Here is a 22,925-nt window from a genome sequence, read left to right on the forward strand (position 1 = left end):
GCTCTCAAAGAGGTGGCACCAGCCGCATTCGCTCGTCAGCTGATGCCTCGGCCGGGTCCGGCAGGATCCGAAACGCTGTAAAACTCGCTCTGGATCTGGCCTGGAAAACCCCAGCGGGTCAAGAGCATCCGGCACTAACGCTGCACGGTGTCCAGAATATCCAGGCGGTTCAGTGCAACCGACTTCTGTTTGATTGTGCCAAACGCCGCTTCGGTTGCCTCAAGCGTACGCGCGATGTCTTCGTCAGTGTGGCTCGCCGTGAAGAACATGTTGTGCCACGGGTGGAGGTAGGCGCCATTCTTGATGACTTCCGAAGTCCACGCACGGCCACGCGACACGAGCTCGTCGTCACCGGCGAATAACATCTGGGGCATGACGCTCGGCCCGGTCTGCTTGAGTTCGAAACCATGCCGCTCGGCTTGTTCGGCAATGCCGGCACGCAGCTTGTCCGCCAACCGCTTGGTGTGTTCGAGGTAGTCCGTTTCTCGTACCAGACGCAGCGTTTCGATGGCCGCGGCCATCGGCACAGCCGAGAGCCAGTAGGAGCCCGTAACGAAAATGTTCGTCGCAGCCTCTCGTGCCTTATCCGAACCGAGAACCGCAGCGATCGCATAGCCGCCGCCAATGGCCTTGCCCCAGCAGCTGAGGTCCGGGTGCACACCCCAGTCCGACCATGAACAGTCGCGCGACAGGCGCAGCCCCGTACGTACCTCATCGACGACCAGAAGCGCTTCCTGCTCATCCGCGAGGCGACGGCATTCCTTGGCGTATTCGATCGACGGGAAAAATTGATCGTAGAGCACTTCGTGCCGGAATGGCGTTGCGTAGATGGCCGCTACGTCACCATCGACGCTCTTGACGGCGGCATTGAGGCTCTCGATATCGTTGTACTCGAAGTAGACGACGTGAGCCCGGTCTTCCTTGGTAATCCCCGTCGTATAGGGCACGTTCCACGGGGACGCACCATGGTACGTGCCTCGCGCAACAAGAATCTTGCGTTTTTCTCGATAGGCGCGCGACATCACCATGGCCATTGACGTGGCGTCCGACCCGTTCTTGCAGAACATCGCCCAGTCGGCATGGCTGACCTGTTGCGTAAGCGCCTCGGCAAGTTGAACCATCACTTCGCTGGGGCCTGTCGCCGTGTCGATCTTCTGCAACTGGAGGGCCGCCGCTTGCTCGATCCGCTCGTTGCGGTAGCCGAACAGATTCGTGCCGTAACCACACACGTAGTCGATGTACTTGTTGCCGTCGACGTCCCAGAGGTGGGTACCTTTCGCTTTGGCAAAGTACAGCGGAAAATCTTCCGTCAAGTACTTGACGCTCTGGTGACCATACATGCCGCCAGGGATGACCTTTTCGGCTCGTGCGAACCACTCGTCCTTCTTCGCCAACCTGTCCATGCTCGACTCCTTTTGAAAATTCGTTTGTTGCAACATCAAACTTACAATCTAGTCTTTTGACTGATTCAAATGACCATATATGCGGGTGCGCCCAATCTGAGGAATGCACCCTTTGAAACCCCGCGTCGTGCCGACACACCATCTAGCCTTGCGCCACGAACGCTGCATCATTGCGTCGCACGCTTGAAGGGCGGATTTCGTTTTCCGTTCACGTCGCTGCCCAGATCGTCGACCACGACCTTTGCACCCGCCGCGCAAGCAACAGCGCATGTTTGCAGCCGAAACCGGCAGCGATCACGATCGCAACTCGATTCGTCAGGTCGATCTTCATCGGGTGTCTCGCTGGTGGTGATTCTGTCGTGGATCGTGAATGTGCATCACGGAATCCGGGGAGGGGGATCGCGCCTCCCGGGCCGATGCGGGCGCCTGTTCGTCGCTTCAGAGACCGAGGTGCGTCGCGATATCGTCGTAGTCGATCTGCCACAGGCCCGGCGTGCCAGCGGGATATTGCGAGCGGAATCCGATGATTCGCTGAACGCGCTTCGACAGGCCTCTCACGGTGTCCATATCCACGATGAACGGATACGCTTCCTCCGGAGTCAGATAGGACGGTTGCATCGGCAGCGTGAGCCCGCGTCGGCGCTCGTTCTTCGTCACATTCGCGCCGCCACCGTGGATCACTTTTCCGCTGAACAGCAAAGCGTCGCCGGCATCCATCTCGGCGGCAATGGTCATTTCGGGTGTGCCCTTGCTGTCGAAGTAGTCCTCGTCCCAGTTTTGGCTCCCCGGGATGATTCGGGTGGCACCGTTTTCCTCGGTGAAGCGCGTTAGGGCAATCATGAGGTTGGTAAACACCGTGGGACCCTTGACTCCGAGAGCACAAAGGGGCGGAAAATTGCCGACATCGCGATGCAGCATTTGCGCTGTGTTGCCCGGGCCGATGTCGATGACCTGGGCGGTTGAAAGCCACCAATCGCCGGACTCTTCACGGTAGAGCACCTCGCCGAGTTCATGAAAGAGTTCGTCGTCCAGCACATCGCCAAAAGTCTTGCTGTGCGTGACCATGTTCGTCAGGCGCTTGGTATAGGTGCCGTGGAATTCCTTGATCAGTTCGTTTTCGTGCGACGACCCTTCGCGAAGCCGTTTGAGCGGACCATCGACCTCGCGATTAATGTTCGCGACCTGCTCCGGGGTCAGATATTCCTTGATCCGGACTCCGCCGTACTGATTCATGAGCGACACGATCTCTTGCGCGCTGGTCTGCTTGGGGACGGTGGGGAGGGCGTCCTGAATGTTCTGAATATTTGCGTTCATGTTTGCCTCAAAGTTGCGTGGACGGGTAAATCAGAAGCGGCATCGCTTTCAGATTCCGGTGGTGATCCAGACATCAAGTTAACTTTTTGACTTGGTCATGTGACATGTTTGCGTTGGCCTTGTGTCATGCCATGCTTTCACGTTTGTCGACGGAACACGCGCGTCCTTCCTGCCTTTGTGCCGACATCCGGGCGGTCCATGACATGGTTCCGGGCGCGGCAGACACGGAGCCCATCGCTGAGGTTTCTGGTGAGATGGCACACTCACAACAAACACGGTCACATGACCAAGTCATCTGATCGAGGAAATTAACATGGCATTTTTTGATGGTCGATCATGGTTAACCCGTTCGCTTTCCGAATGGTTTCCGCGATTGAAAGGTGCGGGCCCATTTTGACGAGGTGGGCAAAATATGCTCACATCCTGATGTTTCCGCTGAATCGGTCCTTCCAGGTCTGAGGCGGTTGTTGCACTACGCTTTATTGGTCCAGCGCGCTGGCGTCGCGCGTCCCACGTTCTATCAGCACTTTCCCGACCTGCAGGCGGCCGCTCAGCGGGCGGCGTTGGTGAGGCTCGAAAATGCTTTCACATTCGTCGAAGAGCAAGGCAAGCAGCTGAGCCCACCTAACGTCGCCTTCGTCGAATCAATGGAAGTGGAAACTGCTCTGATTCTTGAGCATATGCGTGCCCATCAATCTTTCTATCTGACCGTATTTAACGACGCGGCGACATCGGCGTTTTTTGATGACCTGGTTACATTCGTCGCCGGCCGCATCCTTCCGCCCTATGAAGGTGTTCGTACGGAGGCGGAGGGGGATTGCTTGACGGTGCTTGGCGGGGGATTGGTTTGGACGGTAGTGCACTGGCTTCGCCAGGGCACTACGCGAGAGACCCCGAAGGTAATGGCGAAGCGAATTGCCACGACTTCGGCGACAATTCTCGATGCTTTCGGCCTTACTCTCGGGTTCGCGCGGTCAGATGCGGAGTAATGGCAGGAGAAGCGTGGGAAGCGGCTAAGTTGCTCCACGTGCGCCACTCAAGTGCGGAATCGAACGCTCGTGGATGGCGTTCCGTGCGCACGAGTCGCGCGCGAACGTCATCTTTAGCAACTGGCTTGCTTCGTGGTGCAGATTAATTCTAGATAGTCATTTTCTGGGTCACCGTCGCGATGAGCCAACATCATCAATCCACGCGTCCGGGGGCAAACAGGGATGCACGCCCCAGACACTCTTCGTTCATGGCCGATTAGCGTAGTCGCCGGCCCTATGCAGCGCGTCTTGTGGCGGTTTTTCCGTGCGCGATATGGATCGCCATGGTCCTCATCAGTTCTCGAACGCGGTCGATGCCCGGCGCTTGCTGTTGTTCACCGAACATCAAGCTTGCGATGCCCTCCATCTGCGCGGCGATGAGCGTCGCGCGAGCGAGGCATTCGCGCGCCGTAGCAGACGAGTCTAGCTCCCGCACAAGATCGACATAAATCGCCCGATACGCGGAGTACATTCTTCTTACGAGATCGCGCGTGATATCCGAGTGCTGAGCCAGCGCGAATATCTCGAACGAGAATCGACATACCGTCGGATCACAGGCTTCCTCAAATACGTCCTCAACGATTTCACGCAGGCGCTCCAGTGTCGGCTTGCCGCTCGGCTTGCCCATTTCCGCATAGCGATCCAGATAGGCTTTTCCTAGCGCGCCAATTGTCGACCGGAGCAGGTCGTCATGTGTCGGAAAGTAGTTCTGGAGTGCTGATGGTAAGATTCCAAGTTCCCTGGCCACTCGCGCTTGGGTAAAGTTCGCATATCCTTCCGTGGCCAAAAGGCTCGCGGCAGTAGAGACAATCTCATTGATCTTTACCTCCCGACGTCGCCCCTGGAGCGTTGGCCGGTAGTAGGGGAGATCTTGTCCTGTCTGCCGCACGCTCAGTTCGAAGCGTCCATGCTGCAAGTGCTCCTCAGACCCAAAGACACCGATGTGCAAGCTGCCCTTGGTGCCTGCCCGACGATTGCGGGAACTATGTAGGGGACTGTCACTCTCCAGCGTCTGTGCCGACAAGCCAACAATCATCTTTACAGCTCGCTTTGTCATGCGAACGAATTCTGCATGGTCCTTCTCTGGATCCCCGCCGTGAGAAGCAAAGATCATCATTCCACTCGTCTGCGCGACCAGAACGGACGCACGCACCTGGCACTCGTCGCCAGTGAGAGTGGGGTGGATCTCTGATAGTAACTTCGCAAAGATGCCCCGATACGTGGCATACATATCGTCAACCAGCGCCGCAGCATATGGTTCGTGCTGGGAAAAAGCCCAAATTTCAAACAGGAATTTCGGAAGATCAGTTGCTGTGATGTCGTGAAAAATGCGCTCCACCAGTGCGGAGCAACGCCGCGCGGCGTTGACGCCGGGCTGGCTTGCGATAGCCATATAGTCACTGACGATTTCGTGCATATGTGCCTGCAGCGCCGCACGAAGCAATTCCTCCTTCGTTCGAAAGTAGTATTGAAGGTTCCCCAATGTAATTCCGACGCGAGCCGCGACGCGGCGTGTGGCGAATCCGGCATATCCATCCTCCTGGAATATCTGCCGGGCGGCAAGGATGATCTGCGTCATCCGCTGTTCCCGGTTTCGTCGCTCAACCGGCCTGGGATCGGGCCTTGCCTCCTCGAGACCGCTAAAGGATTCTCGCTCTACCGGCTTATGTTGCACGTCTCGCCCCCAAAATGTTTGCCTGGACCTGTTAAAAATTATAGGTCGCTTCGATGGTAGAAGGAAACGTCATTGTGCTTTCATGGATCCCACCTATTTCCACAGTACGGCCCTGATCGCACCAGACGCTCACTCCCATCCGATCAGTAGATATCGGGGTTCAATCACCGGATGCGGCCCATATTTGGGCGGCCGCAGCCGGGAAGATGTTCACAATAATTGGTGTTTTCCCTCCTCTTGACGTGCTTGATTCTAGGTCAGTCAGTGACTATTGTTAGGTCACGTAGACGTATATATTAGGTCATACGGATACAAAACTGATTCGAGGTGGGAACCAGCTGTGGGGCCGCAAGTGAAGGAGCGGGAGATGAGTAGCAACGTGGGATCTTTGCGAAGCCTGATCGACAAATGGCTGGCTCCGACGCCGGCTTCACCGATAACCGTGACCCGGCTGAGCTACCCGAAAACGAGACCTGTGCGATGCGTACGTGTGGAGTCTCTACGTGCGTCAGGATCGTTCGCGATCTTCTTTTTCCGGCACGATGACGGATCGTGGTGTGTGTTTCCTCCAGCGTCGGAACGGCCCACGATGCGAGCCTCACTGCAGGTGGATTGAGGAAGACTACGCACTCCTCGGCAATTGAAGGGAGGTTGTGATGGATATTGAGAGGATTGCTAATGATTCGGGAATGCTCGTCGTGCTCGACGGTCGGATCGGCCGCGAAGAGTACAAGAGCGTGTACGGGTCCATGCAGGCCCTTGAACGATTTGCCAACCGCATTCGTGAGTTGGTCGCCCGGGAAAGTTGCTCCGGGACGCTGGACATGGAATCGAATTAAAGCGCCACGCGGCGCGGCGGCGGACCCGTTTCCCGGCAGGAAGCAGCGCATGCAGCGACGCAACGGATAGGCTAACGCGCACGCCTTGACGGGAATGTACTCATGAAGCGACTTCTTCTGAAATCGGGCATTGCATGGTGTGTCGCCCTATCGGTCGCGACGGCCGGCGATAAGCCGCCTGCCGCACAACACAGCGCGGCGCAGATCGTGGAGCACAGCGTTGCCGCTAGTGGCAGATTACCGGACAGGGGGGCGGCGAACGCCAGGATCGTGTCGGGGCAGGTCGAAGCGGGCGAAGAAAAGAACCTGACGTTCTCATTCGCTACGATGAAGCATCCGAAGATGAGTTTCTTGGAGGTTGCCTCCGCGGGGCAGATGGGGTTCCATGTCTATGACAGCTCGCAGGATTGGAAGATAAGACAAATTCTCGGTCGAGTCGAAGACGAGCCCTACACGCTATTGGGGGGAATGTCGGGTGCGGAGGCTTCCGAACTGGACGGATTGCTAGTCGACTACGCTAGCAACGGCAGCAGGATTACGCCTTCAGGAATTGATACGCTCGAAGGCCTTCGCGCAAATAACCTTGGCCTCACGTCGAAAGATGGCACGCAACGAGACGTCTGGGTCGGCGCATCAAGCTTCAGCGAATGGGAGTTTGATGGAGCGCAGCGCAGGCTCGAGAGCGTTGAAATGTTCCCCGTGTCCGTGAACGTCGGGCTGATCGCGTCGCTGGCAGCATTGTCCATACCGGCGAGCGCACAGATTTTTGGTGAGGGTGGTGCGAACGGGATGGTGATCCTCGCCAACAATCCCGATGAGCTCAACAAGGCCCGGATGAAGGTGAATGTCGGCGAATCGTCCGAATTGGCGACGCGTGGCGCAATGACAACGTCGGCGCGCGCTCGGGCACCACGAGGGAAGGACCTCGATACATCGCGATTCGCCGAAGTAATTGCCGAGGCCGGGCGGAAATGGCACGTGCGCACGGAACTGCTGCGGGCCATCATCGCCGTCGAATCAAAATTCAATCCGCAAGCTGTCTCGAGGCGCGGCGCGCTTGGCCTGATGCAACTGATGCCAGAAACTGCACAGCGCTTTGCCGCGGGCAACCTCTTTGATCCGAAAGTCAACGTGCTCGCCGGCGCTCGGTATCTACGTGTGCTGCTCGATCTATTCGACGACAACGTCGAACTCGCAGTGGCAGCCTACAACGCGGGCGAGCACTCCGTGATCAAAGCCGGCTACCGGATTCCTGCGATACCCGAGACTCGGGCGTACGTGCCGGCGGTCATGGCTCGTTATCGACGGTTGATTTCCGGGTAGGAGAGCCTCCTGCAGCGGATACCCGCACACGCGCCTTCGGACGCAGTTGTTGTGAGTTGCAGCTGTCGTGCATTTGCATCGATTGATATCGACAGCCGTGCGTGCGGCAGCGCAGCGTTTCCTTTCGCGTACAGGTGGCTTGGACGGGGGCGAGTTGACATAAAGAAAATTATCGTGGTTCAATTAGGAATCCTATTTATTTGGGTGCCGAAATAAAGTGCAATACATCGCCGTTGGAGCGCGCGCTTTTCCCGAAGGACTATCGGGAAAATCGTGTTGGCTGACATTCGGAGAGCGGCAAGCGCCCATTCGATGATACCGATGCGTTCCTGACTCAGGAGCAAGCAATGGAAAACAAGGTATTGGCAAGACAAGGTGCGGCTCTCCATCACAGGCGACGCGCGCTACAGTGGAAAGCGCGTTGCACGAGGTCCGCTTCGACCTGACTGCACATTGACGCACCGCATTCGAGCGAGTACACTCCGCGCCGCGGGGTGGAGCAGTCTGGCAGCTCGTCGGGCTCATAACCCGAAGGTCGTAGGTTCAAATCCTACCCCCGCAACCAAAGCCCAGTAAGGCTTTGCGCGATTTCAGAAGTTTTGGGGTAGTGTCTTTTTTGCCGATTTTGGGCAACAAGTGGGCAGACCCCACGCGAATCCGGCAAGAATCCGTCGTACCAATGAACCCGCCTTCGAGTGGGTTTTTTGTTGCCCAGCGAAATCCGATCCGAACACGCGTTGAAATTTGGGGGGACCATTCCATGAAGAAACAAGCACTCGCACAGTTGGCACTCGCTGTCGGTGCAATCGGCCTGGCCAGCGTGGCACACGCGACTGACGTCAACGTAGGCATCAACGTGGGCACCCCTGTCGTGATCGCGCCGCAGCCTCCTGCCGCCATCGTCGTTACGCCGGGTTGGCATGGCGACCGCTATTGGGATGGCCACCGCTACTGGGACCGCGACGACTGGGAAAAGCACCATCATCATGACAAGGGTTGGCACTGCCCACCCGGACACGCCAAGAAAGGCGAGTGCTGATCGGGCTCCCCGTGCCGTGACGCGCTCAGCATGAAGGAACTCGACAACGTGTGTGGATTGCCGGGTTCCATTCGGCGCGACATTCTTTCCGCGCCGCCTATGCCTCGCTTCGGGCGCGGCGGCGCCGCAGACTCGAAACAAGTGTAATGATCTGTTAGCGGCAGGCGTCAAGCCCGGTTTTGCCGCGAGAAACGCGCCTGCGCTTTGGTACGATCCGGCCTTTCGTCCATTGCGCAGCCATCGTGAATCACCCGTATGTGTCGCTATTTCGTGAACTCTGCGCACGCTGGGTGAGCCGTGCCCGCTCGCTCGCCGCCAACGCCGGCGCGAAGGCACGCCGCCTTGTCCGCGCGGCGCTGCACGGCGTTCGTCACCCGTCACGTCGCGGCATCGCACTGGCGGTCGCTGCAGTACCACTGTTTTCGCTGGCCTACACGCTGGCGCTTGTTCCGTTCACACCTCGACTTGGTGATATCCGCAAGGCCCGGGTCGATCGTCCCGCGCTGATCCTTTCCGCCGATGGCAATCTGCTCGCCGAGTTCAAGCCGGTCAATCGCGAGTGGGTCACGCTCAACCAGATTTCGCCGCACGTGATGGACGCCCTGATTGCGACCGAGGATCACCGGTTCTACGAGCATCACGGGATTGACTTCCAGCGCGTTGCGGCGGCCGCGCTCCATACGTTCACTGGCAGTCGTCAGGGTGGCTCCACCATCACCCAGCAGCTCGCGCGCAACCTGTATCCGGATGAAATCGGCCGCGCACCAACGTTGACGCGCAAGCTCAAGGAAGCGATCACTGCGCTCAAGATCGAGTCCGTGTACAGCAAGGACCAGATCCTGGAGACGTACCTGAACACGGTGCCCTTTCTGTACAACGCATACGGTGTGGAGATGGCCGCGCGTACGTACTTCGGTAAGCCAGCCGCGGATCTCGATGTCCTCGAGAGTGCGACGCTCGTTGGCATGCTCAAGGCGAACAGCGCCTACAACCCGGTGCTCAATCCCGAGCGCGCGCTGGAGCGCCGCAACACGGTGCTCGCGCAGATGGTGAAGTTCGGCAAGCTCAGCCCGCGCGCGTATGCCTGGCTGAAACGTCAGCCGATCGACGTCAATTTCGAGCCCCAGTCCGAGCAGGTTGGCGCGGCTCCCCACTTCGCCGCCCAGTTGCGAAGGTGGCTGACTGCATGGGCGGATCGCAACGGCTACAACATCTATTCCGACGGGCTCGTCGTGCGAACGACCATCGATTCCCGGCTTCAGGCAATGGCAGCACAGGCCGTTGCCTGGCAGACCAGCCAGCTGCAGTCGATCGCCAACGGCGCATGGAACGAGCGAACGGGTTGCTGGCCGGGTAACGCGCTGTTCCAGTCGTTCATCAGGCAGACGGCGGAGTACCGCACAGCGCGCGACACGGGCCTGCCGGATCAGACAGCCATCAGGAAACTTGCGACGGACGCTTCGTTTGTTGATGGCCTTTGTCATGGCAAGACACAGGTCGAGGCCGGTTTCGTGGCCATGGATCCGCGCAACGGGGACATCAAGGCCTGGGTCGGCAGCCGCGATTTTCACGACGAACCTTTTGATCACGTGCAGCAGGCACGACGGCAGCCCGGTTCCACGTTCAAGGCCTTCGTCTATGGCGCCGCGTTCGCGGATGGCGCACAGCCGGGTGACACGATCGTCGATCGCAACGTCGCGATCCCGTTGAAAGGCACTGCGGTATGGAAGCCGACCGATCCCGAGCCGCCGACCGGCCGGCCGATATCGCTGCGTGACGCCCTTGCCTTTTCACGTAACCGCGTAACTGCGCAGCTCATGCAGCGTGAGGGGCCTGCCAAGGTCGCCGCACTCGCGCGTGCGATGGGCGTGCGCGAGAGCCCACTGGATCCGGTGCCGTCGCTCGCGCTGGGCACGAGCCCGGTCACGCTCAGGGAGATGGTCTCGGCATACTGCACGATCGCCAACCGCGGAGCCTATGTCGAGCCGCGCATGGTGACACGCATTGAGGATCGCAACGGCAACGTGCTCGCCGACTTCCCGGCCGCGCGGATGGAGCAGGCACTTCCGGCCGCGGCAGCGCTGAAGCTGGTCGACGTGATGCGCGACGTCGTCAACCGCGGCACCGGTAGCGACATCCGGACACGTTTCGGGATTCACGTCGACGTGGCTGGCAAGACGGGAACAACGCAGGACGGCACGGATAGCTGGTTCATCCTGATCCACCCCCAACTGGTTGCAGGCGCATGGGTGGGATTCGACGACGCACGCGTGACGTTACGCAACGACTACTGGGGCGAAGGTGCGCACAGCGCCTTGCCGGTGGTGGGTGCTTTCTATGACATGGCGCTGCGCGCGCGAGTCATCGATGCGCACGCCCAGCTTGCGCCAGCGACCAATCCGTCGCACTCAGGCCATGCGCGAGCGCATCATCATTTTCTCTTCTGGAGATTCTGAGGCTCTTGTATCGCAGCTTGCGCACCGGTGAGGGCGACCGGCCACAGGGCCGCCCGCCTGTGGCATGGATGTTCGCGCCGCTGGCCGAACATGACGGCTCGGTGATATACCCCGAGGGTACCGGCACAGCGCCCGAAATGCCCAGCAAGAGCGGTGGAGCAATCGCGCAATTCGACGTGTAACTGCACTGCCAACGGGGCTGAACCTGCTTTCGCAGGCCGGCGTGATCACCGGAACGTGCACCTCTGTCAGCAATGCCAGGGAAAATACGATCACGGGCACCAGCGCGACGGGCAGCATCGCCACCCGGCTGTGAGTGGGAGTTAAGACGCTTCATCCCGTGACGCAACGGCAGTAGGACGGGCCAGGGGGCGGTCGCTGTTAAAAGTCCTTGCTTGCCCGCGCCGAACTGGTAACGAAAGCCACGCACTGCGTTCGGCTTCGCGCGGCGCCGCGACCGGCGTCATTGGCGAGCCTCCCGAGCGCATCGACGTTATTCACGTCCTGCACAGCGCGCGCCACTACTCCGCGATACTGTTTCCCTGAATTTGCGTGAGCCACCCGAGGACAATCCGATTGCTTGCGCGGGTATTGTCTTGCTCAGGAACGGCGACGTTCTGCGCAAACACGTGCCTTTGCCGATTGCCCATACTTTACTGGCCATCGTTGAATGCCAATGCCCGCATGTGTGAAAACGCGACTTGCTTCGACATTTCAGACGGCGGCACCCGCCGATAGGTGTTCCGGATACCATTGAACTGTCTATGGGCGGGGGCTACTGCGTCTGCGCACCAGGAAGGCATGTCGTACCTGATCGGCCTCTTATTAGCGGGTCGCGCGGTGTCGTTCAAACGCGGTCTGGCACGAAACGCATCGGGCCGTGTAGGGCGCGGCGGCAAGTCGCTCATAACCGATCGACTCCCCGCATTCGACGCATGCGCCGTAGAGGCCGGCGCCGATGCGTGCCAGCGCTCCGTCGATCTGCTGCAGTTCATGGAAATCGTGCCGCGCGAGGGCAGCGCGCAACTCGTCGTCCGCCTTGCGCGATGCGGTCTCATCGGGATGCGACTCGGGGCCCAGCGCTTCGGGCGGCCGGTCTCCGGCGAGATCTCCGTATTCGCCGTGCAGCGTCGCCAGCAACTCACGACGGCGCTCGCAGAGCCTTTGCCGTAACAGCATGAGTTCGGAAGAGGTGAGGGTGATCATGGACAAGGTTGATGTGTTCTGTAACGCCACACACAACGGCGGAATCGCGAAGGCCTTCCGTCTGATTACTTGCCCGCCGATTAAGAATTTAACTCGCGCGCGATTCGAGTTCGACGGGCATGTGTCAAGTACAGGTTTTACAAAGCAGCAGGATCGACCCGTCGTGAGCGAAGCCTTACGAGGCGGCCAGATATTGGGGCGGGACGGCATGCGCTGACTGGCGAAGGGAGGATGCCATGGAATCTCGGCTAACTATGCAGGAGGTCACGATTGCCGTGGAGGGCGTGCGTCTGATGGGCACGCTTACGCTGCCGCAGAACGCTCGCTCACTGGTTCTGTTCGCGCACGGCAGTGGCAGCTCGCGGTTCAGCCCGCGCAACCGGTATGTGGCCGCCGAACTCAATCGGGCCAGTATCGGAACGATGCTGATGGATCTGCTCTCCGAGCAGGAAGACGCCGGCCCGGCTGCCCGCTTCGACATCGATCTGCTGGCAACGCGTCTCGCGCAAGCGACGGAATCGATCGCGGCGCGGCAGACACCACCGTTATCCATTGGCTACTTCGGCGCGAGCACGGGCGCCGCTGCGGCGATCCGCGCGGCGCGGGTATCGTCTGTTCCGATCCAGGCCATCGTTTCGCGAGGCGGGAGGCCCGATCTCGCCGGACGCGGCGTGCTCTCGTCAGTGCACGCGCCCACGTTGCTGGTGGTCGGCGGGCTCGATGCTCACATCATCGAACTCAATCGCGCGGCGTTCGCCGTGCTCGAAGGCCCGAAGGATCTGGTAATCGTTCCCGGCGCGACGCACCTGTTTGAGGAGCCCGGCACGCTGGAAGCCGTCGCGCGGCTCGCTGTGCAGTGGTTCGAGCGCTACCTTGGCAACTCGCGTGGCAACGCGTGATGCTGCACCCACCGGCGTTAGCCGGCCGGGCTGGCGAGGCACACGAGCTGCTGCGGATGCACAGCGCCTAAGCGAATGCACGCAGCACAAGTGTGTCGTCTGCGCGCCGCTCAACCGCGGCACCTAACGGCCTGCTTTCTCGATTGAGCGTTTCCTCCAGCCATCGTATGCCTTCTTCAGGCGCCCGGTTGACGCGGAAGCGGCGTGTCTGCGTGGGCGTCATCGACAGTTCGACCAGCTTGCCCGTAGCGACCTCGACGACAGGGAAATACATCAGCGAGAGATCGCCGCGATACGCTTTCTGACCGCGAATACCTTCATAGTCGTTGATGAAGTCCCCGGCGCCGTACAGGATGAGCTTGTCCTGATACACCTCAATGCCCTTCACGTGGTGCGACGAATGACCGTGCACCACGTCCACCGCAGCCGAATCGACGAGATCGTGTGCGAAGCGCCGATGCGACGCCGGTATGTCGAAATCGAAGTTCGCGCCCCAATGGATCGAGACGACAACGACATCGGCGGGCTGCTTGACCCTACGCACCTGCGTCGCGATTGCGTGCACGGATTCGGCGGAAAAATCTTCAAGCCGATTCACGCCGGGACGGCCCCGGCCGGCAGCCCAGTCCTCGCCCACACCGCTGCATTCCGTCGCGAAGGCGAAGATCACCACCCGGCCTTGGCCCGCGAGTTCGATCAGGGCCGGCGTAGCCGCCTCGACGTCGTCCTGTCCCGCGCCGGCTGTATGAATGCCGGCGGCACGCAAGGTACTCAGGGTTTCCGTCAGACCGCGGTAGCCCCAGTCAAGCACGTGATTATTCGCGAGCGAGCAGCAGTCGATTTTTGCTGCGCCCAGGACAGGCGAATTGGCGGGATGGATGCGATAGTGGATGCCCTTCCCGGGCCATGCGTCCTCGCTGGACGTGACGGCGGTCTCCAGATTGATGATGCGCGCGTCGGGACTTATGCGATCAAGTTCGCGCCGCGCATCGCCCCAAACGTAGTCGAGCGGGACACGTTCCGGCAACGGGCCGGCATTCGCCTCGGCGAGGCTCACATAGTCTTTCGCCGATCGGACATAGGGCTCGAAGAGACGGGGCCGGCTGGGATGCTTCAGTATCTGATCGATGCCGCGCCCCAACATCACATCCCCGCATAGAAACAGCGTGATGCAGTTCATGTGTCAGCCAGCAGCGGAATATCCTGGTAGCACCGGTCGTCGCGTATCGGCAGCGGCATCCCGGGGCGTGAACGCTTTCAGCATAGTTCGCCGGCATTTCTGCGTCCAGGCAGGAGGTCCGTACAATGGCGGCCCGCGTGTCAGCTGATCGCCTAACGTGCCTTGCCGACACGAGCAGGAACGACGCCAATGTTGGGGTATCCGTACCTTTCGTGCAATTTCTGGCGCCCATCGCCCGCCGAGCCTCGTCCAGCAAGTCTCTCCCGCCCCTGAGCGGCTCATCGAAACGAGATTATTCAAGCCGCGATAAATAAGGATTTTTTGAAACTGACCGCCAGAGATTGCACGAAAGGTACGAATACTCCTTATCGCGCTGGATAAGCTGCGGGCGTCCCGTCGCGTCTAGACCTACGTTCACCAGCCTGTTTCGGTAGTCGCAATCGGGAATAAATTCACTTTCGTCGGTTTGGGTTTCGACTTCATCGACGGCAAATCTCGCATTGCAGTTTCGAAAAGTCCACATGGCTATCTCCGTTGCCGCTTTCGTCGCTTTTGGCGGTTGCCGACGTTCTGATGGTCGGAGTGGAGATTCAGGGTACTTGTTCTTTAAGCAGCTTGTTAGCGAGGGCGCGCGCGCTGCCTCTCGCGCCCGATCCTCACTTGGAAACTCGATTTCGGTTTCGTGCGGATCGTCCGAGTCAGGTTCGGCTCCCACTTCTCGCAGATGAACGATTCCGCGATAAGAGCCGGCAACCGTCTTCATCACGCGAACTCGTGCGATGTGCGTGTGAGTTGCGTAGATCTCGTCTTCCATCACGATCTCCCATTCCCTTTTCCTGGAATCGTAGCGTGAGCCAATGGATTGACCGCTGCCACTTCGGTGACTGCCGCGATATGAGGCGCACCATGATCGCCGCCGGCGTCAAGGTTCAGACGATCGTCATGCTCGTGAACTCACGCACGTTACAGGTCAATAACAGAGATCGTGGGATGGCGGCCGCCGACAATGGTTCGCCCCATTTCATACACCTCGTACTCGAGAGATTGGAAGACTCTGTGAGATATTCAGGATGGCTCAGTAAGCGCCGAACAGACGGTCGAGCGCGGCACTGATCCGGTCCCGTTCATCTTTGAGCGTGCCAATCGCGGGGCCGAGATCAGTTGTCCTGAATGCGCCGAGCAACGGCGTTTCCAGCACGAACTGTTCTCCCTCGATCTCAATGATGGGCGAGAGATCCTGCGCAACCTTGCTCGCGGTGTAATTGCCGGCTACTCGCGTCAAGGGAATGACTACGCGCGATATGAGATTGCCGAGATGATTGCTTTGCACGTCGAGCAGAAAAGGTGACTTGGCCCTGGATCTTGTCGAAGGGTTGTCGTAAAGATCAAAACGCGCCATCAAAACATCCGATATTCTTCCAGGGGCAAGCCGTCACGCTCGATACGTGCATTCATTTCAGCGATGAAGTCCGCGTTCTTTTCCGCCCAGGCACGAGCCTCGGCCGCCTGAACCTCTTCGCGCAGACCGCGTTCGCTTGCCCGGGAAACGTTGACGTTCAGTTCTTTGGCGCGATCGAGTAGATCCGTCGGAAGCGAAACGTTGGTGGGTTTGCGCGTTACCTTTGATGGGGCACGTGCGCCAGCGGCCCGCTTGACGGCATCTGGTTGCTCCGCAGACGCATTAATCATGTGCATCCCCTATGTGCATGAACCATGCACATAGTTTGCCATACTTTTCGACATGGACACGCTTCAGACCGACTTTTTGTTCCTGAACTTTTATAGAAATAATTTTGCCTCCCGGCATGTCGGGTGCTCGTACTGGCCGCGGCAGGCCTGAGGCAGCCAGATTAATACGCCTGCGCGCATCATTTAACATAATATAATTTATCGCATTTTCGAACGATCGTTCTATTTTTGCGTGGAGCCTGATGGCTGCTCGCGACCCGTTGCCCACTTGCCGTCCGCCTAGCAACTTTCGACGCCGTCGGTCCAGAACACCAGCGCGCGCACCTCGATGCTGCGGCGTGACGCTGCGGCTCGCGGCGTTGTTGGATCGTCAAACGCCGTATGCGGTGTGTGACGCGCGGTGCCCGACATCAGCGAGTCGTGAATCTTCAGCAACAGTGCCTCGCCGGGATGCATCTGCGGGAAATAGTACCAGCGATGCCCGGCGTTCCAATTGACCAGGTAGGTTTCGCCAACGCGATCGGGATATATGAGATCGCTCGCTACCAGATCATCCGGCGCGATCGAGCGTGCGTCGCATACTGCCAGCGGCATGCATTCGACCACCTCGAGCGGACGCCAGACGTTGATGATCGCGAACCGCTTGCTCGCCAACGCTGCAACCTCGCCGGACGGCACGTGTTCCGCGACGCGGCGCAGCGCCGACGCTGGCGTCTGGTCGACGTGCGCGCGCAGGACGGGGCCGCGCAGCGCGATGCTGCCGCGCTCGTCGCGCGCGCTGTCGCGCAGCGTATGATCGAAGATCACCACCTTGTCCGCGCCCGTGGCCGCGCGCAGCAGCGCCTTCACTTCCGCGTGATAGATAGAGCGGATGGCGTCGTCGTCGCCAAAGTCGGATAACACCGTGCGATACGCGACGAGCTCAAAACCGGTCACGTCTAGCCCGAGCGCACCAGCCTCCGCGAGCGGCCTCGCATCACGAATCCGCATGCGCCGCGGCGTTAGCACGAGCATTGGTCGTGGTGCGTCGCGCGGTGGATCAAACATGTAGGATACCGGTCGAACACCGCCGGGCTCAAGATAATTGATGTCCGCCTGCAACTCCCCGACTTCGAAGTCGTGCCCGGCTTCATCCACCGTGTTCATTGCGCCCCTCCTGAATGGACATGAAAATCCTCAACCGCGCTAACCAGCGAGCGACCGCCTGCCTGCTGGCCTGCTCACACCACACGCGATTTGTCACAACGGGCGCCCGCCGGCAGCAGGCGCACCAGTTCGTCGAATGCACTGTTCGTAAAGCCGGCGCGGCTGACCAGATAGATGCTCGATGACGCGAACGGCACCGCGCTACTGCCGCGCGGCAAGTCCAGCCGTTCGAGGACCGATCTCGGGAACAGCGCGATGACATCGCCCGCCATTGCTGACATAAGCAAGGCGGGATAGGAAGACAGCTGGATCGCCTCATGCTGCGGGTCGATATCGACGCCGTTGTCGGCGAGCCAGTCATGCGCGAGTTTGCGATAGGCTGTGCCCTCGGCGGTGGTCGCGATCGGATAGCACCGGGCCGCGCCAGCGCCCGCACCACGTGCCGTGGGCAGCACTGCCAGTAGTTCGTCGCCGCCGACCTTGATCGCTTGCAGCCCTAGCTCCCCGGTTAGAGAGTCGGCTACCAGCTCGGGCCCATCGTGCACCTCGCCCTCAACCTGCGCTACAAATGCGCCGTCGATCGCGCCACTGCGCACCTGATCGACGAGCACTCGACTCGTATCGTTCGAAACCTTGATCTGGACGTCCGACCAACGCTGGTGATAAGTGCCGATGACGCACGGCAGCCAACGCTCCGCGACGCTCTCTACCGTACCGATGCGTAGCACGCCGCTCGGCCCCCTCGCTCCCAGCGCATGGCGTGCCTCGCGCGCCAGCGCGAGGATCTTCTGCGCGTAGCCGAGCAGCCGCTCACCGGCCGGCGTCAGCGTCATACCGCGTCCGCCGCGGAGGAACAGAGACACGCCCAGATCATGCTCCAGATGCTTGACGCGCGTCGTTACGTTCGACTGAACACGTTTGAGCTGCGCCGCCGCGCGCGTGATGCTGCGGCCCTCGGCGACGGCGCAGAAAATTTCGAGCTCGATCAGATCCATGGCTTACCTTCACGTTGTTGTTGTCTTTTCCCGCTCACCGCGGCCCACACACCGCGCATCGAAGCCCCCTTCCGTGAACTCCGAGCCGTAATAGGAAAGGTTCATGCGTGCCGAAACTGATCGAGGCGGCGAACACCGGCTTCGAGAGCAGGCTCGCCGGCAGAATCGGCGCGATGCTGTCATGCACTGAGTCCTGACGCCCCGGAGCCGAGCAGGCGCCGCAACTGGGCAAGCCCGGCCTGCCAGTCGCCCAACCCGTTGTCGGCGCTCAAATGGCCGCCTTCGGGCAACAACACCAGCTCGCTGCCCCATGCCCTCGCGAATCCGCTGCCACGCTCGACCGACACGAACCGATCGTCGGCGCTCATCAGCACGATCGACGGGAATGGCAGCCGCCGCGCCGGCATCGGCGTGAAACCGCACGGCCCTGCCGGAAACGTCTCAGCCTCGGTATCCGTCGGAGCAACGAGCAACGCGCCGCGCACGGCGTGAGACGTCGCGTCCGCCCACATCGCGATCAGACAGCAAGCCAGGCTGTGGCCGACCAGCACCAGATCGGGGCCGTAGCGCCCGACCTCGCGATCGAGCCGCACGATCCAGTCGTGCGCGCGCGGCGTTCGCCACTCGTCCTGCTCTACGCGCAACACACCGTCAAGCTTCCTCTCCCAGCGCGTCTGCCAATGCTCTGCGCCTGAGCCGTAGAGGCCGGGCACCGTCAGGACTGCGATCTTCATGCTCTCTCCTGAACTCTGAAATACAGGCCGCCTCGCCAACGAAATGGACCGATTTGCGATTCAATTATAGACAGAACTGTACGTTTATTTTACGATGAATCGTCTAGTTTAGATCGTTGCTCGCCGGCCATGAAAACGGCCGTTCGCGCCGCAGGCGACTGGCGGCATTCAAACCGAGAGGAAGCGAGATGGAACGTGGAGCACTGGATGGAATCGTCGTACTGGACCTGACGCGGGCCTTGTCCGGGCCTTTTTGCACGATGGTGCTCGGAGATCTAGGTGCCGAAGTGATCAAAGTGGAGTTGCCCGGCGCGGGCGACGAAGCCCGTCATTGGGGAGCGCCGTTCGCCGAAACCTGCGGCGCCGCGTTCATTGGCTTCAACCGTAACAAGCGCAGCGTGGAAATTGACCTGCACACCAAAGCCGGCCAGCGCCAGCTGGTCGAGCTTGCCGCGCACGCCGACGTGGTGGTCGAAAACTTCCGCCCCGGCACAATGGGTCGCTTCGGCGTGGACGAACCTGTGCTGAAGGCCCGCAATCCGGAGCTAATCTATTGCTCGATCTCCGGCTACGGGCAGCACGGCCCACTCGCCCAGCAAGGCGCGATGGACCTCATCATCCAGGCCATCAGCGGCGTGATGTCGTTGAATGGCGAGCCCGACGGACGGCCGGTGAAGGCCGCCGTGCCGATCGCGGACCTACTGGGCGGCTTTGGCGCGGCATTCTCCATAGTGGCCGCTCTCCTGGGCCGCGCGCGCGGCACCACCCACGTTAATCGCGCGATCGACATCAGCATGCTCGACATGCTGATCACGATGCTCGGCCAACCGATCGTCGCATACCAGATGTCCGGGCAGGAGCCGAAGCGCTTCGGCAACGCGCACGAGACGATCGCGCCTTACACGTCGTTCCGCACCGCTACGCGTGACATCGTGGTGTCGCTCGCGAACGACAAGCGCTGGCGGCAGCTCTGCTCCATCGTCGAATTCGTCGCGCTCGAAGACAATCCGAGCTACGCCACCCAAGCGCTGCGCAATCGACACCGCGACGCTCTCTACGTCGAACTCGAAGCGATTCTGGTGTCGCGGCCGGCCGAACATTGGCTCGACGCGATGCTCGCGCTCGGCCTGCCTGCCGCGCCCGTCAACAGCCTGCCCGAGATCCTCGCGCACCCACATCTCGCCGAGCGCGGCGCCCTGCTCGAAGTCGAGTATCCGCCGCAGAGCGGGCGCCGCGTCGCGGTGCCTGGCATGCCGTGGCGTGACGTCGCGTCGTCGCGTCCGGTGCTCGACCCGCCGTCGCTCGGCCAGCATACCGATGAGATCTTCGCGCGCTACGGGATCGAGCGTGCCGAGGCCACTGCCCATTCCGAGTAAGCATCCCGCCCCAACCGGCCGGCTGCGGCTGGCCACCCTTTCCCATTGCGCCAGGAGTTCGCCGTGTCTACCACCAACCCGTCGCCAGCCGTCGCCGCTACCCCGTCCCAGCCCTCGGCGTGGGGCTCCTATACGCGTGGCGTGCTGTTCTGCGTCGCCGCCACACTCTCGTTCGGCATCATGTTTCCGGTGATGACGGACGCCTTACTGCACATCGATCCGTTCACGTTTACGTCGCTGCGCTATCTGATCGCCGGCACCGCCTTCCTGATCCTGCTGGTGGCGCGCGAAGGCTTCGGTACATTGCGTCTGAAGGGCGAGCGGATCGGCTTTGCCTGGTTCCTCGGCTCAATTGGCTTCGCTGGCTTCGGCTTCTTCGTGTTCCTCGGGCAGCAGCTCGCCGGCCGAGACGGCGCGCTGACTGCCTCGATCATGATGGCCACTCAGCCGATGATCGGCCTGCTGCTAAACTCGGCGGTACGCAGGATCCGCCCGCCACTCTTTTCGTTCCTGTTCATCGTGATGTCGTTCTGCGGAGTAGCGCTCGTCGTCACAAAGGGCGACATCGTCGGCCTGCTGAACGAACCGCAGAACTATGCGGCCAACGCGCTGATCGTGCTTGGCGCGGCGTGCTGGGTCGTCTACACGTTCAGCGCGATGTATTTCCCAACCTGGTCAGCCTTCAAATACACCACCGTGACGACTTGGCTCGGCCTCAGCACGATCGTGGCAGTCAACCTTGTGCTGTTCGCGACCCATGCGATCCCTGTGCCTCACCTGTCCACGCTGAGCGCTATCGGCCCACACTTGCTCTACATGGGGCTCGTCGCCGGCTTCGGCGGAATCCTGTGCTGGAACCTTGGCAACAAAATCCTCACACCGCTCAACGGCGTGCTTTTTATGGACGTCGTGCCGATCACGACCTTCATCGTGTCGTCGCTGGAAGGCGTGATCCCAACCAATGTGCAGATCGCAGGCGCCTGCATGTCGGGCGCCGCGCTGATTCTAAACAACGCCTATTTGCGGGTGCGCGCCCGGCGCCAGGCTGCCGCGAAGTAACAATGCGGCTTAACAAGGCAAACGCCTCGCGCGCGCAGCGCGAGCGCGGCCCGCAGCCGGACAAATCGATTTGCATAAACGTACCAGTCGGTATATATTTTGACGTAATCGCGAGCCGTGTCATCGGCCTCGGATCGCCGACTGCGACGGTCCTGCGTGAGCGTTTATCGAAGGCCACTCGTGCCGGCCGAGGGATCAGAATGTTGAGGAAAAAGCAGGACATTATCGAAACAGCATTGCGCCTGTTCGAGGAACATGGCTATCGTGCGGTCGGTATAGACCGGATCATCGCGGAGTCCGGCGTCGCCAAGATGACGATGTACAACCACTTCCGCTCGAAGGACGACCTGGTGGTCGCCGTGCTACACGAGCGGGACCAGCGCACCCGCGCCTCGCTCGCGGAATTCGTCGGGCGCGCCCGGCGTGGGCGGCCGCAGATCCGCGCGATTTTCCAGTGGCTCGATCAACGCATCAAATGCAGCGGCTTCAGCGGCTGCATGTTCGTCAACGCAGTTTCCGAATACGGCAACGACAGCGGCGACATTGCGCGCGCAGCCGCCGAGCACAAGGCCAGCATGCAGGCTTATTTCGAAACGGTGCTAATGGACTCCGTGCCCGAGCGCGCCAATGCGCTCGCGCGTCAACTGATGATGCTCGTGGACGGGGCGATCGTCTCTGCCCAGGTTTCGAGACGCGCAGACAGCGCCGATTCGGCGCGAGAAATTTTCTCACGCTTGCTGCCCGAACCGTCGCCCGGCTCCGGCGGCGCGGTCGCTCGAGCCACGAAGGCCGAGACCCGGCGGGCCGCATAGCGGCGAGCCGAGCCTCGGCACACTTGCACGCGGTGGGCGCTTATGCCGGGACCGCATCGGGTTGCCGTACCGGCAAGGCGGCTTCGAACGCCGGCAGCGCGAGGCAGCGCGCCGTGATCGCTGCTAGGGTCGTGAAGCGCGCCGTGTCGACGTCGTACGCCTGTGCCGCTACCACCTGCGGCACCAGGAAAGCATCGGCGAGCGTCACCGCATCGCCGTGGCAGAACAAGCCCGTTTGCGGCGAACTCGCAAGCAACCGCTCAATGCCAGACAGCCCTTCTCCGATCCAGTGACGCACCCATGCTCCGCGCTGTGTGTCGCTTGCGCCGAACGCGCGAGCAAGGTGTCGACTGACACGAATCGAATGCAGCGGGTGGATGTCCGAAGCGAGCGCGGCAGCCAGCCCGCGCACGCGCGCCCGGTCGGCCGGATGTGCCGGCAGCAGCGCGGGCTCCGGTTGTACGTGTTCCAGGTACTCGCAGATCGCGATCGACTGGTGCACAGTGACCCCGCCGTCGACCAGTGTGGGCAGAAGTCCTTGAGGGTTGACTCGCCGATAGACATTGGTCTCGTGCTCGCCGGGCACGCTGGTCAGATTTACCGAGATCGTCTCAAACGAAATGCCCTTCAGGTTCAGCGCAATGCGCACCCGGAACGATGCCGTGGAGCGATGAAATGAATAAAGTTGCACTTTCCATCTCCTTGTGAATAGATAGATGCGCCCGCAACGATGCCGCGTGCGCATGATTCGA

General features: G+C 60.7%; 24 protein-coding genes and 1 tRNA gene. 12 read left to right on the plus strand and 13 right to left on the minus strand.

Translation table 11 applies throughout. The features are described 5' to 3' along the window. Positions 1-134: 134 nt before the first annotated feature. From M3I56_RS18560 to M3I56_RS18565, 3 genes are all read right to left on the minus strand, one after another. Entirely contained in the window at positions 135-1,403 is a 1,269-nt protein-coding gene (locus M3I56_RS18560; RefSeq protein ID WP_254355225.1) for an aminotransferase class III-fold pyridoxal phosphate-dependent enzyme, read from the minus strand. A 208-nt stretch (positions 1,404-1,611) separates the two neighbouring features. Then, complete coding sequence (locus tag M3I56_RS41095; RefSeq protein ID WP_302056892.1) at positions 1,612-1,734, minus strand: hypothetical protein; 123 nt, start codon at positions 1,732-1,734, stop codon at positions 1,612-1,614. 107 nt (positions 1,735-1,841) lie between these two features. Continuing rightward, complete coding sequence (locus M3I56_RS18565; protein ID WP_254355226.1) at positions 1,842-2,717, minus strand: phytanoyl-CoA dioxygenase family protein; 876 nt, start codon at positions 2,715-2,717, stop codon at positions 1,842-1,844. Between the two features lie 467 nt (positions 2,718-3,184). Here M3I56_RS18565 and M3I56_RS18570 point away from each other — a divergent pair, with 467 nt between their 5' ends. Beyond that, positions 3,185-3,706: a TetR-like C-terminal domain-containing protein gene (locus tag M3I56_RS18570; RefSeq protein WP_254355227.1), complete on the plus strand. Its 522-nt coding sequence runs from the start codon at positions 3,185-3,187 to the stop codon at positions 3,704-3,706. Positions 3,707-3,980: 274 nt separating this feature from the next. Here M3I56_RS18570 and M3I56_RS18575 read toward each other — a convergent pair whose 3' ends face one another. Continuing rightward, positions 3,981-5,324 (minus strand): TetR/AcrR family transcriptional regulator, encoded by a 1,344-nt coding sequence (locus tag M3I56_RS18575; RefSeq protein ID WP_254355228.1) that lies wholly within the window; start codon positions 5,322-5,324, stop codon positions 3,981-3,983. Positions 5,325-6,076: 752 nt separating this feature from the next. On the opposite strand from M3I56_RS18575, the gene M3I56_RS18585 reads away from it, so the two are divergent. The 6 genes from M3I56_RS18585 to M3I56_RS41665 all read left to right on the plus strand — a co-directional run bounded on the left by M3I56_RS18585 (position 6,077) and on the right by M3I56_RS41665 (position 11,393). Continuing rightward, the gene (locus M3I56_RS18585; RefSeq protein WP_254355229.1) at positions 6,077-6,259 is read left to right on the plus strand and encodes a hypothetical protein; all 183 of its coding nucleotides are present in this window, start codon (positions 6,077-6,079) and stop codon (positions 6,257-6,259) included. A 690-nt stretch (positions 6,260-6,949) separates the two neighbouring features. Further along, complete coding sequence (locus M3I56_RS41660; protein WP_254355287.1) at positions 6,950-7,582, plus strand: lytic transglycosylase domain-containing protein; 633 nt, start codon at positions 6,950-6,952, stop codon at positions 7,580-7,582. A 488-nt stretch (positions 7,583-8,070) separates the two neighbouring features. Next, positions 8,071-8,147: transfer RNA gene (locus M3I56_RS18595), tRNA-Met, on the plus strand. Between the two features lie 195 nt (positions 8,148-8,342). Then, positions 8,343-8,621 (plus strand): hypothetical protein, encoded by a 279-nt coding sequence (locus M3I56_RS18600; RefSeq protein ID WP_254355230.1) that lies wholly within the window; start codon positions 8,343-8,345, stop codon positions 8,619-8,621. A gap of 242 nt (positions 8,622-8,863) precedes the next feature. Beyond that, positions 8,864-11,077, plus strand: coding sequence for a transglycosylase domain-containing protein (locus M3I56_RS18605; RefSeq protein ID WP_254355231.1), 2,214 nt, complete (start codon positions 8,864-8,866; stop codon positions 11,075-11,077). A 187-nt stretch (positions 11,078-11,264) separates the two neighbouring features. Next, the gene (locus M3I56_RS41665) at positions 11,265-11,393 is read left to right on the plus strand and encodes a hypothetical protein (protein WP_375541750.1); all 129 of its coding nucleotides are present in this window, start codon (positions 11,265-11,267) and stop codon (positions 11,391-11,393) included. 509 nt (positions 11,394-11,902) lie between these two features. Here M3I56_RS41665 and M3I56_RS18610 read toward each other — a convergent pair. Continuing rightward, the gene (locus M3I56_RS18610; protein ID WP_254355232.1) at positions 11,903-12,283 is read right to left on the minus strand and encodes a TraR/DksA C4-type zinc finger protein; all 381 of its coding nucleotides are present in this window, start codon (positions 12,281-12,283) and stop codon (positions 11,903-11,905) included. Between M3I56_RS18610 and M3I56_RS18615 the strand changes: the two genes are divergently transcribed. Next, positions 12,282-12,500, plus strand: a complete 219-nt coding sequence (locus tag M3I56_RS18615; protein WP_254355233.1) for a hypothetical protein — start codon at positions 12,282-12,284, stop codon at positions 12,498-12,500. The two genes, M3I56_RS18610 and M3I56_RS18615, sit on opposite strands and share 2 nt — an antisense overlap. A 19-nt stretch (positions 12,501-12,519) precedes the next feature. Then, the gene (locus M3I56_RS18620; RefSeq protein ID WP_254355234.1) at positions 12,520-13,182 is read left to right on the plus strand and encodes a dienelactone hydrolase family protein; all 663 of its coding nucleotides are present in this window, start codon (positions 12,520-12,522) and stop codon (positions 13,180-13,182) included. Positions 13,183-13,249: 67 nt separating this feature from the next. On the opposite strand, the gene M3I56_RS18625 is transcribed toward M3I56_RS18620, so the two are convergent. From M3I56_RS18625 to M3I56_RS18655, 7 genes are all read right to left on the minus strand, one after another. After that, positions 13,250-14,362 (minus strand): CapA family protein, encoded by a 1,113-nt coding sequence (locus M3I56_RS18625; RefSeq protein ID WP_254355235.1) that lies wholly within the window; start codon positions 14,360-14,362, stop codon positions 13,250-13,252. Positions 14,363-14,654: 292 nt separating this feature from the next. Then, positions 14,655-15,176, minus strand: coding sequence for a hypothetical protein (locus M3I56_RS18630; protein WP_254355236.1), 522 nt, complete (start codon positions 15,174-15,176; stop codon positions 14,655-14,657). Between the two features lie 261 nt (positions 15,177-15,437). Continuing rightward, positions 15,438-15,761: a CcdB family protein gene (locus M3I56_RS18635; protein WP_254355237.1), complete on the minus strand. Its 324-nt coding sequence runs from the start codon at positions 15,759-15,761 to the stop codon at positions 15,438-15,440. Then, entirely contained in the window at positions 15,761-16,051 is a 291-nt protein-coding gene (locus M3I56_RS18640; RefSeq protein ID WP_254355238.1) for a type II toxin-antitoxin system CcdA family antitoxin, read from the minus strand. Before M3I56_RS18640 ends, M3I56_RS18635 begins: the two co-directional genes overlap by 1 nt. Before the next feature lie 279 nt (positions 16,052-16,330). After that, the gene (locus M3I56_RS18645) at positions 16,331-17,197 is read right to left on the minus strand and encodes a CmcJ/NvfI family oxidoreductase (RefSeq protein WP_254355239.1); all 867 of its coding nucleotides are present in this window, start codon (positions 17,195-17,197) and stop codon (positions 16,331-16,333) included. A gap of 74 nt (positions 17,198-17,271) precedes the next feature. Then, positions 17,272-18,192 (minus strand): LysR family transcriptional regulator, encoded by a 921-nt coding sequence (locus M3I56_RS18650; protein WP_254355240.1) that lies wholly within the window; start codon positions 18,190-18,192, stop codon positions 17,272-17,274. 179 nt (positions 18,193-18,371) lie between these two features. Further along, positions 18,372-18,926 carry an alpha/beta hydrolase gene (locus M3I56_RS18655; protein WP_254355241.1) on the minus strand — a complete coding sequence of 185 codons (555 nt, stop codon included), beginning with the start codon at positions 18,924-18,926 and terminating at the stop codon, positions 18,372-18,374. 116 nt (positions 18,927-19,042) lie between these two features. Here M3I56_RS18655 and M3I56_RS18660 point away from each other — a divergent pair, with 116 nt between their 5' ends. The 3 genes from M3I56_RS18660 to M3I56_RS18670 all read left to right on the plus strand — a co-directional run bounded on the left by M3I56_RS18660 (position 19,043) and on the right by M3I56_RS18670 (position 22,173). Beyond that, positions 19,043-20,302 (plus strand): CaiB/BaiF CoA-transferase family protein, encoded by a 1,260-nt coding sequence (locus tag M3I56_RS18660; protein ID WP_254355242.1) that lies wholly within the window; start codon positions 19,043-19,045, stop codon positions 20,300-20,302. A gap of 63 nt (positions 20,303-20,365) precedes the next feature. Further along, the gene (locus M3I56_RS18665) at positions 20,366-21,361 is read left to right on the plus strand and encodes a DMT family transporter (protein WP_254355243.1); all 996 of its coding nucleotides are present in this window, start codon (positions 20,366-20,368) and stop codon (positions 21,359-21,361) included. 2 nt (positions 21,362-21,363) lie between these two features. Further along, positions 21,364-22,173: a TetR/AcrR family transcriptional regulator gene (locus M3I56_RS18670; protein ID WP_254355244.1), complete on the plus strand. Its 810-nt coding sequence runs from the start codon at positions 21,364-21,366 to the stop codon at positions 22,171-22,173. A 40-nt stretch (positions 22,174-22,213) separates the two neighbouring features. Here the strand turns inward: M3I56_RS18670 and maiA are convergent, their stop codons facing one another. Then, entirely contained in the window at positions 22,214-22,918 is a 705-nt protein-coding gene (maiA, locus tag M3I56_RS18675) for a maleylacetoacetate isomerase (RefSeq protein WP_254355245.1), read from the minus strand. Positions 22,919-22,925 lie beyond the last annotated feature (7 nt).

The organism is Paraburkholderia sp. CNPSo 3281, from assembly GCF_024206515.1.
Lineage (GTDB): Bacteria > Pseudomonadota > Gammaproteobacteria > Burkholderiales > Burkholderiaceae > Paraburkholderia > Paraburkholderia nodosa.

Bases quoted from the DNA above. Each gene is read 5' to 3' on its own strand.
- M3I56_RS18620 (WP_254355234.1), top strand. From the start codon at position 12,520: ATGGAATCTCGGCTAACTATGCAGGAGGTCACGATTGCCGTGGAGGGC.
- M3I56_RS41660 (WP_254355287.1), top strand. From the start codon at position 6,950: ATGTTCCCCGTGTCCGTGAACGTCGGGCTGATCGCGTCGCTGGCAGCA.
- M3I56_RS18585 (WP_254355229.1), top strand. From the start codon at position 6,077: ATGGATATTGAGAGGATTGCTAATGATTCGGGAATGCTCGTCGTGCTC.
- M3I56_RS18640 (WP_254355238.1), bottom strand. From the start codon at position 16,051: ATGATTAATGCGTCTGCGGAGCAACCAGATGCCGTCAAGCGGGCCGCT.
- M3I56_RS18610 (WP_254355232.1), bottom strand. From the start codon at position 12,283: ATGATCACCCTCACCTCTTCCGAACTCATGCTGTTACGGCAAAGGCTC.
- maiA (WP_254355245.1), bottom strand. From the start codon at position 22,918: ATGCGCACGCGGCATCGTTGCGGGCGCATCTATCTATTCACAAGGAGA.
- M3I56_RS18560 (WP_254355225.1), bottom strand. From the start codon at position 1,403: ATGGACAGGTTGGCGAAGAAGGACGAGTGGTTCGCACGAGCCGAAAAG.
- M3I56_RS18575 (WP_254355228.1), bottom strand. From the start codon at position 5,324: ATGACGCAGATCATCCTTGCCGCCCGGCAGATATTCCAGGAGGATGGA.
- M3I56_RS18645 (WP_254355239.1), bottom strand. From the start codon at position 17,197: ATGAACACGGTGGATGAAGCCGGGCACGACTTCGAAGTCGGGGAGTTG.
- M3I56_RS18600 (WP_254355230.1), top strand. From the start codon at position 8,343: ATGAAGAAACAAGCACTCGCACAGTTGGCACTCGCTGTCGGTGCAATC.
- M3I56_RS41095 (WP_302056892.1), bottom strand. From the start codon at position 1,734: ATGAAGATCGACCTGACGAATCGAGTTGCGATCGTGATCGCTGCCGGT.
- M3I56_RS18635 (WP_254355237.1), bottom strand. From the start codon at position 15,761: ATGGCGCGTTTTGATCTTTACGACAACCCTTCGACAAGATCCAGGGCC.
- M3I56_RS18615 (WP_254355233.1), top strand. From the start codon at position 12,282: ATGGACAAGGTTGATGTGTTCTGTAACGCCACACACAACGGCGGAATC.
- M3I56_RS18630 (WP_254355236.1), bottom strand. From the start codon at position 15,176: ATGGAAGACGAGATCTACGCAACTCACACGCACATCGCACGAGTTCGC.
- M3I56_RS18565 (WP_254355226.1), bottom strand. From the start codon at position 2,717: ATGAACGCAAATATTCAGAACATTCAGGACGCCCTCCCCACCGTCCCC.
- M3I56_RS18625 (WP_254355235.1), bottom strand. From the start codon at position 14,362: ATGAACTGCATCACGCTGTTTCTATGCGGGGATGTGATGTTGGGGCGC.
- M3I56_RS18670 (WP_254355244.1), top strand. From the start codon at position 21,364: ATGCGGCTTAACAAGGCAAACGCCTCGCGCGCGCAGCGCGAGCGCGGC.
- M3I56_RS18650 (WP_254355240.1), bottom strand. From the start codon at position 18,192: ATGGATCTGATCGAGCTCGAAATTTTCTGCGCCGTCGCCGAGGGCCGC.
- M3I56_RS18655 (WP_254355241.1), bottom strand. From the start codon at position 18,926: ATGAAGATCGCAGTCCTGACGGTGCCCGGCCTCTACGGCTCAGGCGCA.